The organism is Pseudomonas sp. SWRI111, from assembly GCF_014268555.1.
Taxonomy (GTDB): Bacteria; Pseudomonadota; Gammaproteobacteria; order Pseudomonadales; family Pseudomonadaceae; genus Aquipseudomonas; species Aquipseudomonas hamedanensis.
Genome location: NZ_JABWQQ010000006.1, coordinates 177,750 through 190,119, shown reverse-complemented (window position 1 = coordinate 190,119; position 12,370 = coordinate 177,750). Strand labels below are relative to the sequence as shown.

At 61.0% G+C, this 12,370-nt stretch carries 11 protein-coding genes; 6 read left to right on the top strand and 5 right to left on the bottom strand.

Annotated elements, in window-relative coordinates:
- The first annotated feature begins 42 nt into the window (after positions 1 to 42).
- From HU755_RS10320 to HU755_RS10310, 3 genes are all read left to right on the top strand, one after another.
- The gene (locus HU755_RS10320; protein WP_186548591.1) at positions 43 to 723 is read left to right on the top strand and encodes a heavy metal response regulator transcription factor; all 681 of its coding nucleotides are present in this window, start codon (positions 43 to 45) and stop codon (positions 721 to 723) included.
- A complete protein-coding gene (locus tag HU755_RS10315; RefSeq protein WP_186632142.1) occupies positions 713 to 2,101 on the top strand; it encodes a heavy metal sensor histidine kinase in 1,389 nt (462 codons plus the stop codon). The genes HU755_RS10320 and HU755_RS10315 overlap by 11 nt, the downstream gene beginning before the upstream one ends.
- Positions 2,102 to 2,209: 108 nt before the next feature.
- Positions 2,210 to 2,455: a helix-turn-helix domain-containing protein gene (locus tag HU755_RS10310; protein ID WP_186632139.1), complete on the top strand. Its 246-nt coding sequence runs from the start codon at positions 2,210 to 2,212 to the stop codon at positions 2,453 to 2,455.
- A gap of 35 nt (positions 2,456 to 2,490) precedes the next feature.
- Here the strand turns inward: HU755_RS10310 and HU755_RS10305 are convergent, their stop codons facing one another.
- Positions 2,491 to 3,495 (bottom strand): AraC family transcriptional regulator, encoded by a 1,005-nt coding sequence (locus HU755_RS10305; protein WP_186632136.1) that lies wholly within the window; start codon positions 3,493 to 3,495, stop codon positions 2,491 to 2,493.
- A 100-nt stretch (positions 3,496 to 3,595) separates the two neighbouring features.
- On the opposite strand from HU755_RS10305, the gene HU755_RS10300 reads away from it, so the two are divergent.
- Positions 3,596 to 4,669, top strand: coding sequence for a fatty acid desaturase (locus HU755_RS10300; RefSeq protein ID WP_186632133.1), 1,074 nt, complete (start codon positions 3,596 to 3,598; stop codon positions 4,667 to 4,669).
- Positions 4,670 to 4,774: 105 nt separating this feature from the next.
- On the opposite strand, the gene HU755_RS10295 is transcribed toward HU755_RS10300, so the two are convergent.
- From HU755_RS10295 to HU755_RS10285, 3 genes are read right to left on the bottom strand one after another with little or no spacing between them, the layout of a single operon-like run.
- Positions 4,775 to 6,385 carry an arylsulfatase gene (locus HU755_RS10295; protein ID WP_186632130.1) on the bottom strand — a complete coding sequence of 537 codons (1,611 nt, stop codon included), beginning with the start codon at positions 6,383 to 6,385 and terminating at the stop codon, positions 4,775 to 4,777.
- A gap of 14 nt (positions 6,386 to 6,399) precedes the next feature.
- Positions 6,400 to 7,215 carry an ABC transporter ATP-binding protein gene (locus HU755_RS10290; protein WP_186548577.1) on the bottom strand — a complete coding sequence of 272 codons (816 nt, stop codon included), beginning with the start codon at positions 7,213 to 7,215 and terminating at the stop codon, positions 6,400 to 6,402.
- The gene (locus HU755_RS10285) at positions 7,212 to 8,810 is read right to left on the bottom strand and encodes an ABC transporter permease (protein WP_186632127.1); all 1,599 of its coding nucleotides are present in this window, start codon (positions 8,808 to 8,810) and stop codon (positions 7,212 to 7,214) included. The genes HU755_RS10290 and HU755_RS10285 overlap by 4 nt, the downstream gene beginning before the upstream one ends.
- 398 nt (positions 8,811 to 9,208) lie before the next feature.
- On the opposite strand from HU755_RS10285, the gene HU755_RS10280 reads away from it, so the two are divergent.
- Complete coding sequence (locus HU755_RS10280) at positions 9,209 to 10,222, top strand: ABC transporter substrate-binding protein (RefSeq protein WP_186632124.1); 1,014 nt, start codon at positions 9,209 to 9,211, stop codon at positions 10,220 to 10,222.
- Positions 10,223 to 10,317: 95 nt separating this feature from the next.
- Here HU755_RS10280 and HU755_RS10275 read toward each other — a convergent pair whose 3' ends face one another.
- A complete protein-coding gene (locus tag HU755_RS10275; protein WP_186619392.1) occupies positions 10,318 to 11,238 on the bottom strand; it encodes a LysR family transcriptional regulator in 921 nt (306 codons plus the stop codon).
- Between the two features lie 182 nt (positions 11,239 to 11,420).
- Here HU755_RS10275 and HU755_RS10270 point away from each other — a divergent pair, with 182 nt between their 5' ends.
- The gene (locus HU755_RS10270; RefSeq protein WP_186632121.1) at positions 11,421 to 12,341 is read left to right on the top strand and encodes a TauD/TfdA family dioxygenase; all 921 of its coding nucleotides are present in this window, start codon (positions 11,421 to 11,423) and stop codon (positions 12,339 to 12,341) included.
- The last annotated feature ends 29 nt before the right edge of the window (positions 12,342 to 12,370 follow it).

Here is a 12,370-nt window from a genome sequence, read left to right as displayed (position 1 = left end):
CGAACACGCCTAGCCTGTGTGCCTGATCAATCGAGGTGTGCCATGCGTTTGCTGGTTGTAGAAGATGAAGCCAAAACCGCCAATTTCCTCGCCAAGGGCCTGGGCGAGTCCGGGTTTGCCGTGGACGTGGCGCTCAACGGCCTCGATGGCCGTTATTTTATCGAACAGCAGGAATACGACCTGATCATCCTCGACGTCATGCTGCCCGGTCTCAACGGCTGGCAATTGCTGCAGTTGATCCGCCAGCGCGGCGCCACGCCGGTGCTGTTTCTCACCGCCAAAGACGCCATCGAAGACCGTGTGCGCGGCCTCGAACTCGGCGCCGACGACTATTTGCTCAAACCCTTCGCCTTCGCCGAATTGCTCGCGCGGGTGCGCACGTTGCTGCGGCGCGGGCCGATGCGTGAAGCCGAGTCGTACAACATCGCCGACCTGGAAATCGACGTGCTGCGCCGCCGTGTCAGTCGCGGCGGCCAGCGCATTGCCCTGACCAACAAGGAGTTCGCCCTGTTGCAGCTGCTCGCCAGCCGCCAGGGCGAAGTGCTCTCGCGCACGCTGATTGCCTCGCAGGTGTGGAACCTGAATTTCGACAGCGATACCAACATGGTTGAAGTCGCCGTGCGTCGTCTGCGCGCCAAGGTCGACGATCCGTACATGCCCAAACTTATCCACACCGTGCGCGGCGTCGGCTATCAGCTGGAAGCGCCGGACGATGCGGAGTAAGTCGATCGCCTGGCGCCTGGCGCTGGCCTTCGCCATGGTCTGCGCCTTGGTGCTGAGCGCAATTGGCGTGTTCCTCTACCGCTCCCTGGCCTCGGAGTTGGCCTTTCGTGACGACATGGCCCTGCTCGGTCGCCTCGAACAAGTGCGCGCCTTGCTCGCCGACAGCGACAGCCTCGACGCCTTGCAGGCGCGGCCACGGCTGTATCAGAACATGCTCGGCAATCGCGACAGCCTGCTGCTGGTGCGCCGGGCTGACGGCTCCAGTGTCATCGCAATCAACCCGCGTCAGCGCGAGTTGCCAGCGTTGAACGCGCTGCCGCGACAACAAATGCCGCAGCGCCGCGACGTGCTCACCTGGCAGGCCAGCGATGGTGCCGAACTGGCGTTGTTGTCCGGCCAGGCCCAAGGCCCCAACGGCGAACGGCTGACGGTGATTGCCGGCAAAGTCCTGAGCGAGCGCGAGCAGATGCTCGGCAGTTATCGCCTGCGTCTGTATCTGTCTGTCGGCCTCGGCGCACTGCTCGCCTTTGCCTTGGGATTGCTCTTGCTGCGCCGGGGGCTGCAACCGTTGCGTCAGTTGAGCGAAGCGGTACGCAGCATCGATTTGCGCAGCCTCGATCGACGCCTGCCCGTCGAAGGCACGCCGACAGAATTGCGCGAACCCGTGCACGCGCTCAACGCCATGCTCGCGCGGCTGGACGACAGCGTGCAGCGTCTCTCGCAGTTCTCCGCCGACCTCGCCCACGAAATCCGCACGCCGCTGCACACCTTGCTGGCGAGCAACGGCCAGGCCCTGAACCATCCACGCAGTACGGCGGAATATCAGGAAGTGCTGGCCTCGAACATGGAAGAGTTCGAACGGCTCAAGCGCATGGCCGAGAATCTGATGTTTCTCGCCCGCGCCGAACAGGCCGAGCGCGCGCTCAATCTGCAGACGCTGAGTCTGCAAAACGTCGGCGACGAACTCTGCGACTACTTCGAACCCTTGGCGGATGATCGCGGCCTCCAACTGCAAAACCACATGCACGGTGAACTGCTCGCCGACCAGCAACTGCTGCAACGCGCCCTCGGCAACCTGTTGGCCAACGCCGTCCGCCACGCCGACCCCGGCACCCTGATCAGCCTGCAACGCCGCGATGAACCGGGTATGTGCTGGCTGCAAGTGCACAACCACGGCCCGATCATCCCGCCTGAGCATCTGGGCAAGCTGTTCGATCGCTTTTATCGCGTCGACCCTTCGCGTGCGGAACCGGGGGATTCGGGTGGGTTGGGGCTGGCGATCGTGCGGTCGATCATGCAGTTGCATGGCGGGCGGGTGCGGGTGAGGAGTGATGTGGCGGGGACGGTGTTTGAGTTGGGGTTTTTGATACGACGTTGATAATTTGAAAGAAAGATAATGGTCAGTTTTTCGCAAGAAATGCATTCAATAGAATGCATGTCGGCTGAAAATAAAAAAAATGCATCGTAAATAATGCAGGCGGCTCAGATGGAAAACATAGGCAAATTAATCAGAACCCTTCGAAAGGCGAATGGGTTGTCTCAGCAAGCCCTCGCTCTGAAGTACGGTATGAGTCGCGCGACCATCTCCGGCATCGAGAACAACACGGTCTCTGACATTGGTCTGCGTAAGGTAGAGGTAATCTTGAATGGCTTCGGCTATGTGCTAGACGCGGTTCGTCGACCAGCCCGTCCTACACTCGATATGCTCAAGAAGGAAAATTTTCACACTTGAGTCCTTTCACCGACTCATATCTCGCTGATTGAAACTCAACGCAACCCATCCCGAAACTGCCCCGGCGTCATCCCTGTCCAGCGCTTGAACGCGCGGCTGAAGCTGCTGGTGTCGGCGAACCCCAGAAGATAGCTGACTTCACTCAAGGAACACTGCGGATCGCGCAGGTGCAGCAGCGCGAGGTTTTCGCGGCTTTCGTTGAGCAGGGTGTCGAAGCGGCAACCCTCATCCGCCAGATGCCGTTGCAGGCTGCGCAGGCTCAGGTGCAAGGCCTGGGCGATGCGTTCGGCGCTCGGTTCGCCTTCGGGTAATTGTTCTTCAATGGCATCGCGCACCTTGCGTTCCCAGGTCAGTGGTTTGAGCTGAGCCATGGTGCGTTTGAGCACGGCTTCGTTGTGTTCGGCCAGTTCCGGGTTGGCGTCGTCGAGGTGGCTGTCAAAGTCGGCGAGGGCGAACTCCAGACGATCTTCGCTGCAGCCGAAATGCACGGGGGCGCGGAAGACTTTGTGCCATTGCTGGGCGTCGCTCGGCTCAGGGCGGCGCAGATAGACCGCCAGTGGCGCGTAATCGCGACCGAGGCGATTGCGGCAGGTGCGCACGTAGATCGCGGTGAACGCGTCGATGGCTTCAAAGGCCGGCGCCGGATTGCCTGAGGGAATGTTCAGGCGAAATTGATAGCGGTCGACGTTGCGGCTCAGCTCAAGCTCCAGCGCATCGCTGACCACCGGGTGATAACGCACGATCCGTTCAAACACCTCGCGCAAGCTACCGCTGGCCACCAGCGCATAACCCAGTGCGTGGAACGTGGTCGGGCTGACAAAACGTGACACGCGCAGGCCCAGGGCCGGGTCGCCGCTGGCTTCGACGGCGAGCGCCCAGAGGCGCGTGGTGCCGGACAGCGGGTAGCGCGCGTTGGGGTCGTCCATCAACGCCGGATCGAGTCCGGCCTGTTGGCACAGGGCAAGACTGTCCAGCCCCAGCGCGTCGAGTTGCTTGCGCAAGGCACGGGTCCAGCTGGCGAGGGAGGTCGGTTCCTTCATGCTGATTGGCGCTTCCGGTCAACAGGTTGGCGTGCTCGGCTACCGCGTTTCGAACCCGGCCGAGGCAGGATGCGGACATCGATAACCAGAGGATGGGAGCATGGACGGTACTTCTGCAAGTCCCCAGCGACACAATGCTGTGCTGCGATCGGCGCATATTCGCGAGGTGGTGCTGGCCAAAGGCGTGGAATTGCGTGAGCGTTATCCGATTCTGCGGCATCAGGATGCCCTCGGCGCGGGGATCCTGGCGTTCGCCCTGGCCGGCATGATCGGTTCGGCGGCGCTGTACATCAGCGGCCACATGGCGTGGTGGGTGTGCCTGTTGCTCAACGCGTTTTTCGCTTCGCTGACCCATGAGCTTGAGCACGACTTGATCCACAGCATGTATTTCCGCAAGCAACGCGTGCCGCACAATCTGATGATGGGCCTGGTGTGGCTGGCGCGACCGAGCACGATCAACCCGTGGATTCGTCGCCATCTGCACCTCAATCACCACAAGGTGTCCGGCACCGAAGCCGACATGGAAGAACGCGCGATCACCAACGGTGAGCCGTGGGGCTTGGCGCGGTTGCTGATGGTCGGTGACAACGTCATGTCAGCGTTCATTCGCATGCTTCGGGCCAAGACCTGGGCGCACAAGCTGAGCATTCTCAAGCGCGTTGTGAAAGTCTACGCACCGCTGGCGCTGCTGCATTGGGGCGCGTGGTATGTGTTTCTCGGGTTTCACGCGGCCAACGGCATCGGCTACGTGCTGGGCGCGCCAATCGAGTGGTCCGCCACCACGTTGTCGGTCATGCAGGTGGTCGATATCGCGGTGGTGGTGATCATCGGCCCGAACGTGCTGCGCACCTTTTGCCTGCATTTCATCAGCTCGAACATGCATTACTACGGCGATATCGAACCGGGCAATGTGTTGCAGCAATGTCAGGTGTTGAACCCATGGTGGCTGTGGCCGTTGCAGGCGTTCTGCTTCAACTTTGGCAGCAGTCACGGGATTCATCATTTCGTCGTCAAGGAGCCGTTTTACATCCGCCAGATGACCGTGCCGGTGGCGCACAAGGTGATGCGCGAGATGGGTGTGCGCTTCAATGATTTCGGCACGTTCGGGCGGGCGAACCGGTTTGTGCGCCGGGACGCCGTTGTGCAGGAAGAGGTGCGTACAGTCCGAGCGTAATGGGTGACTGCGAAGACCTCTTCGCGAGCAGGCTCACTCCTACAGGGGGAATGCATTCCAATTGTAGGAGTGAGCCTGCTCGCGATAGCTATAAATCGGTCACCGTCAATCCGGCTGAAACGGCGAAGCACTCAGGATCACCCCAGTCTCTTCCACATAGCGCTGCCAATGCCCGATCAGGTCGGTGAGTTTCTGCGGCTGACTCAACGCCAAGTCATGAATTTCCCCCGGATCGCTCGCCAAATCATAAAGCTGCCAGGTCGCCGGCCCCACCGGTCCGGGAATAAACACCGCTTTCCAAGACCCCTGGCGAATCGCGCGGCGCCCGAACAATTCCCAGCCCGTCACCGTGTGTTCGTCATGCACCTGCGCGGTCTCGCCGGACAAAAAGCCCAGCCACGACTTGCCACGTAACGGCGCCACCGCTTTGCCTTTCCACTGTTTGCCGGGATGGCGCACGCCGGCCAGATCGAGAATGGTCGGGGTGATGTCCATCACCGTACCGAAGCCGTGGCTGATCTGCCCTTTGAGCGGCAGCTGCGGATAGTGCAGCAGCGCCGGTACACGAATCCCGCCCTCGGTTGTAAACGCCTTGAACAGCCGCGACGGTGCGGTCGCTACCTGCGCCCAGTTCGGCCCGTACCAGACGTAGGAGTTGGCCCGGCCGATGTTGTCGAGGCTGTTGTCGTAATGCTGGTTGAGGTAGGTCATCAGCTCCGGGCCGAACTTGGGAAACGCTTCGAGCAGCGCGCCTTCGGCACCGTTATCGGACATGAACAGAATGAAGGTGTTATCGAGCTGGCCCTGCTGGCGCAGGTAATCGACGACCCGGCCGATGTTCCAGTCCATGCGTTCGACCATCGCCGCGTAGACCTCCATTGCCCGCGCGGAAATCTGCTTTTGCTCTTTGCTCAATGCGTCCCACTGCGCACCGAGCTGGATCAGCGGATGCGGTTCGACATCCGCCTCGATCAGCCCCAGAGCCTTGAGTTTTTCCAGGCGTTCGAGGCGCAGCACTTCGGGGCCGGCGTCATAGCGACCGCGGTATTTCTCGACGATGTCGGCGGGTGCCTGCAACGGCCAGTGCGGCGCGGAGAATGGCAGATAAGCAAAGAATGGTCGGGTCTGGTCGCGCTCCTTGAGGTATTGCAGCAGCTTGTCGCCGAAGGCATCGGACGAATAGAAATCCTTGGGCAACTCGTCGAGAAACTGATCGTCCTCGATGTACAGCGCCGGGGTGGATTTCAGCAGGCCCGGTGTTTGTTCATCGTAGGTCGGCTCGAAACCATAGTGGTTGGCGGCGCCCGGCAGCAGCGAAAACGAGCGCTCGAAGCCGCGTGCATGGGGCGCCAGTTCGGCCTTCAGACCAAGATGCCATTTGCCACTCATCAACGTCTGATAACCGGCCTCGCGCAGCAGCTCGGGCAAGGCGACGACGCGGTCATTGAGGTAACCCTCATAACCGGGTTTGCCGATCAGTTCCGGAGTGAGTGCTTCGGCCATGGTGCCGATGCCAGCGATGTGGTGATCGGTGCCGGTCAGCAGCATCGAGCGTGTCGGCGAGCAGGTCGGTGCGGTGTGAAAGTCGGTCAGGCGCAGGCCGCTGTACGCCAGCGCATCGAGGTTCGGCGTGGCGATCTCGCCGCCGAACGCACCGATGTCGGAGAAGCCTAAATCGTCGGCCAGAATCACCAGGAAATTGGGGCGTTGCGGCATGGCGGAACTCCTGTTCAGCAGGCAATGAACGTCAGCGGCAGATCGCGGATCTGCACCGGTGCGCTCGGTTGGTAATGGTCATCATTGGTCAGTTCGTGCAGCAGTTCTTCGCGCAGTTGATGGAAGTCGAAACTGCTGCGCTGACGCGGATGGGGCAGGGCGATGTCGACCACTTGCTTGATCCGCCCGGGGCGCGGCTCCATCACCACCACGCGGTCGGCAAGAAAAATCGCTTCCTCGACATCATGGGTCACCAGGATTGTGGTGATTTTTGCTCGTTCGCGAATCGCCAGCAGCTCGTCCTGCATTTGCTGGCGGGTCAGTGCATCGAGGGCGCCGAAGGGCTCGTCGAGCAGCAGGATCCTCGGGCTGGCGACCAGGCCTCGGGCAATTGCCACGCGCTGCGCCATGCCGCCGGAGAGCTGATGCGGGTAAGCGCGGGTAAAGTCGCGCAGGCCGACCAGATCGATGAAATCGCTGATGCGCTGTTGCTTTTGCGCCGCACTCAGCGGCTCGTTGACCAGGCCCAGGCCGATGTTGTCGGCAACGGTCAGCCAGGGAAACAAACGGTGCTCCTGAAAGACGATGCCGCGCTCGCCGCCGATGCCGCTGACGGCTTTGCCATCGACGTCGATCTGCCCGCGAAACTGCGTGTCGAGGCCGACCAGCAACCGCAGCAGGGTGGATTTGCCGCAGCCGCTTGAGCCGACGATGGCGACGAATTCGCCCTCGGCGATGTCCAGGTTGAATTCACGAATGGCCTCCAGCTCGAAACCGTCGACGTCGAAGGATTTGCCTACGTGGTTGAAGCTGACAATCGGTGCGTTCATGCGTGTCTCCAGCGAGTGGCGCGAATTTCCAGGCGTTGGCCAATCAGGTTGAGCAAGGCGCCAGTGAGGCCGACCAAGAGCATGCCGGCCATGATCAGATCCATGCGCAGCAGTTGCTGTGCGCCGATCATCTGGCTGCCGATGCCACCGTTGGACGGCATGAAATATTCGGCGCCGATGGTGCCAAGCCAGGCGTAAATCAGGCTTAGCCTGAGTCCGGCGAAAATCCCTGGCGCAGCGCCCGGCAGCACCAGCCGACGCAGGCGCTGGCCGAGGCTCAGGCGCAGCACTTGCGCGGCTTCGTTGAGCTGCGGCGACAGGTTGGCAACGCTGCGCTGGGTGGCGATAAACAGCGGAAAAAACCCGGCGAGGGCGACGAATACCCACTTGGCCAACTCACCGAGACCGAACCACGCCGTGAGCAGCGGCACCCAGGCGAAAATGGCGATCTGGCGCAACGCGGCAAGGGTCGGGCCGAGCAAGCGTTCGCTCAAACGCGACAGTCCCAGCAGCAGGCCCAAGGCGAAACCGAGTCCGCCACCGAGCAGCAAGCCGCCGAGGGTGCGGCTCAAACTCAACGCCATGCCGTTGGCCAGCGTGCCGTCGAGCAGGCCATCCCATGTCGTGCTCACCACGGCCACAGGGCTGACCAGAATATTCGCGTCGACCCACTGCTGATCATTCGCCACCTGCCACAGCGCCAGCAAGCCCAGTGGCAGCAGCCACGGTTGCAGGCGCTGCCAGCCCTGATAACGCGGGCCGCGGCGAATTTCCGCGGTGGCCGGATGTGGCCAGTACACCAGTTTGCGGTCAAGCAAACCGATGCCGCGATCCATGGCCACGCCGATCAGCCCGATGATCACGATGCACACAAACACGATATCGAGCATGAACAGCTGCCGCGCCCAGACCATCAGGTAACCGATGCCTTCGCTGGAGGCGATCAGCTCGACCGCCAGCAGCGATGTCCAGCCGGCGGCGAGTGCCAGGCGCACACCGGCCATGAATGCCGGCAGCGCAGCAGGAAGTACCAGCCGACGAATCAACAGACGCGGCGGCAGGCGCAATACAGCGGCGGCTTCGCGCAGTTTCGGTTGCGCATCGCGCACGCCGACCAGCGTGTGCAGGGTCACCGGTACGACGATGGCTTTGATCAGTACCACCAGTTTCAACACTTCACCGATGCCGAAAAACACCATGAACAGCGGAATCCATGCCAGCGTCGGCACCTGCGCCAACCCGGCGAAGGTCGGGAAAATCAAGCGCTCCAGACGCCGACTGAACCCCAGCGTGGCCCCCAGAATCGAGCCTGCCGAAATACCTGCAAGCAAACCCCAGAACAGCCGTTGCAGGCTGATCCACAAATGGCTCCATAGCTCGCCTTGCGCAAGTTCGACAGCGCTGCTCCAGACCAGCGATGGCGTCGGCAGAATCTGCTCGCTCATCCACTGATTGCGCGCGGCCAGCCACCACAGGGCAAAAAGGCTGATGGGCAGCAGCCAGGGCAACAAGCGTTGATTGAGGCTGGGCCAGGGCCGTCGGTTTTTCAGCGGTGGCGCGGTCAGGGGCAGGCTGAGCAGGGATTGACGGGCCATGGGTGACCTCCGTTGTCGGGTTGCATGGCGAACCGCTTTGCATCTGTGGGAGTGGGCTTGCTCACGAAGGCGTAGTGTCAGGTGCCAGTGATGGTGGATGGCACAGGGTCTTCGCGAGCGAGCCCGCTCCCACAGGTGACGTGCGGGTATGCAAAATTGGTCTAACAAGATTCAAATCAATTCTATTAAGAGATAAGCAAGACCATTTAAGGCTTCCAGAGCGACGCGCATCCAATGCATTCGAAGAATATTTTCGATGTTCTTAATGCATATCCCGCTACAGCCCCCGGTTACGCTCGCTTAGCGCAAAAAACTATAAAAATGTGCATTTATAGTATTTAAGTGAAGGTGCGCATTCAGCCTACTTTCGGCTTCTCAGCGATCAAGGAGCCGCACCCATGAACCTTCCCTTCAAACGTGTCATCAGCCTGTTGGTCGCCCCGGCACTGGCAGGATTGCTTGCGCTCAGTGCGCAGGCCGAGGAGCTCAAGGAGATTCGCATCGCCGTGCCCGACCTCAGCGCCGGTACGCAGCACAGCGGCGGCGGTATCGTCGATGTGTTGCGCGATCAGCAGATCTTCGAAAAGGCCTTCGCCGAGCAGGGCATCAAGATTCAGTGGAGCTTCTTCAAGGGCGCCGGACCGGTGATCAACGAGGCGTTTGCCAATGGCCAGGTGGATCTGGCCTATCTCGGTGATCTCGCCGCGATCATCGGCAAATCGAACGGCCTGGACACGCGCTTGCTTAGCGCGTCCGCGCGCGGCGTCAAGCAATACCTTGGCGTGGTGCCGGGTTCGGGAATCAAGACCCTGCAGGACCTCAAAGGCAAACGCGTGGCGATCTTCCGTGGTACGGCGACGCAGCTGTCGTTCGATGCGGCGCTGGCGAGCCAGGGCTTGAGCGAGAAGGATGTGAAAGTCATCAATCTGGATTTCAACGCAGCGGTGTCGGCGCTCGCGGCAAGACAGATCGATGCCTCGTGGGGCAGCTCCGCTTTGAGTGCTTTGCAAGCAAAAGGCCTGGCGGAGTTGCCGCTCAACACCAAAGACCTTGGCGGCGCCGGCAGCGTGCAGGCGGTTTTGCTCGGCAACGGCAAGTTTGTCGACGCGCACCCTGAAGTCATCGCCAGACTGCTCAAGGCGCAACAACAGGCTGTGCAATGGCTGACTCAGGACAGCAACAAAGACGCCTATGTACAGTTGGTGTCGGGGCTGGCGAGCTATCCGCCACTGATCCTCGCTCAGGATCTGAAAGATCAGAATCTGAGCGAGATTTTCCCCTCGACGCTGGACCCGGTGTTCCTCAGCAGCCTGCAGGACAAGGTCGACCTGGCGGCGCAGCAGAAGCTGATTCGCAAGCCGTTCAAGGTCAGTGATTGGGTGGCGCCTGAGCTTTCTGCAGCGCAACTTTGAATTTTCGGCGTCTGGTCTGGCGCTATCGCGAGCAGGCTCACTCCTACATCTGGAATGCGTTTCCCTGTAGGAGTGAGCCTGCTCGCGATGGCGTTCTAAACAGCAACGCGATCTTCCTGGCGATCCACCGCCACCAACGTCTCGATCATCGCCCGGGCCGCCGGTGACAGACGAAACCCGGTGCGGCTGACGATGCCGCAGCGCGCGTTCATGCTTTCAAGGTTTTGTGGCAGGTTGCGCCAGTGCAATAACACCAGCGAACCCTTGGCGACATCCTCGACAAATGCCTCCTCCGTGCCCACACCGATCGCATTGGATTGCAGCACGACTTTGACCAGTGCCGGAAAGTGCTCGGTTTCGATGGTTGGCGAAAAATCGATGCGCCCGCTGAGGTTCGCCAGCAGTTTGCGAATGCCCGGCGGAATCAGCGTGGCGGCCAGCGGGTAGTCGAACATGTCGTTGGTCGACAGGCTTTCCTTGGCCAGCAACGGGTGCCCCGGCCGGCAGAAAAACACCCCGCGCTTGGGCGTCAGCGGTTGGGTCTGAAAGTTCGGATCGGCCTCGAAATGGCGGATGTCGGCGATGAAGAATTCGATCTCTTCGCGGCTCAGCGCTCGGCTGAGTTTTTCCCAGTTATCCACCTGGAAGCAGGTGCGTACTTTCGGGTGCGCGTTGATGAACTGCGCCACCGCATCCGGCACCAGTTTCACCGCCGGCGCCGGGCCGCAACCGAAGTGCACTTCGCCGGCATCGAGCTTGGTCATCTGCGTCACTTCGGCGCTGAGCAACGCCGCGCCCTGTACCAGGGTCAGGGCGTGTTGCAGCACCACCTGACCTTCTGGCGTCGGGCGCAAATCCTTGTTGCCGCGATCGACCAATACGCAGCCGAACTCCTGCTCAAGCCCTTGAATGCTGCGGCTGAACGCCGGTTGGGTGATGCCCATCGCGTCTGCCGCACGGACAAAACTGCGGTGCTCGTTGAGGGCGATGAAGTAGCGCAACTGGCGAAGGTCCATATGCTTTTCCGGCATCCTAAAAATAGCTCGAAGGCATTTGCGACGAGGGTTGCTAGAGGTTTTAAATGCAAGCTCTTATTCCGTCAACGAAGCATGCAAATATCTATTAGATGTAAATGGAATATAGATAGAGCGTTGTTTCGCTGCGGTACAACCGCAAGCAGGTCGATGAGGGTCTTCCCATGAGCAATGCCGCACTCGCTGTAAAACCCGCTCTCCACACGCTGGACATTCACCCGGTGGCCGGCCGTATCGGCGCCGAGATTCGCGGTGTGCACCTGTCCGGTGAGCTGGACGCGGCCACTGTCGAAGCGATTCAACAGGCGCTGGTCGAATACAAAGTGCTGTTCTTCCGCGAGCAGACTCAGCTCGACGATCAGCGCCAGGAAGCCTTCGCTCATCTGCTCGGCGAGCCGGTAGCGCATCCGACGGTCCCTTCGCGCGAAGGCACGCGTTATCTGCTTGAGCTGGACGGCGCCGAAGGGCAGCGCGCCAACTCCTGGCACACCGACGTGACCTTCGTTGACGCTTACCCAAAAGCCTCGATCCTGCGTTCGGTGGTCGCCCCGGCCTTTGGCGGAGATACCCTTTGGGCGAACACCGCGACGGCCTACAGCGGCTTGCCGAGCGAGTTGCGTGAACTGGCCGACAAACTCGTCGCCGTGCACAGCAACGAATACGACTACGCCAGCGCCAAACCGGATGTATCGGCAGAAAAACTCGAGCGTTATCGCAAGGTGTTCACCTCCACGGTCTACGAGACCGAGCATCCAGTGGTGCGCGTGCACCCCGTCAGCGGCGAAAAAAGCCTGCTGCTGGGGCATTTCGTCAAGCGCATCAAGGGCTATTCGCAGGCGGATTCGGCGCACCTGTTCGGCTTGCTGCAAAGCCATGTGATCCGCCAGGAAAACACCGTGCGCTGGCGCTGGAAGGCCGGTGATGTGGCGATCTGGGATAACCGCTCGACGCAGCATTATGCGATTGATGATTACGGCACCCAGGATCGCGTGGTGCGCCGGGTGACGCTGAAGGGCGAAGTGCCGGTGGGCGTGAATGGACAGCGCAGTCAGACCATCAAAGGCGCGGATATTGGCGGCGTCTGATCGGGCCTCTTCGCGAGCAGGCTCGCTCC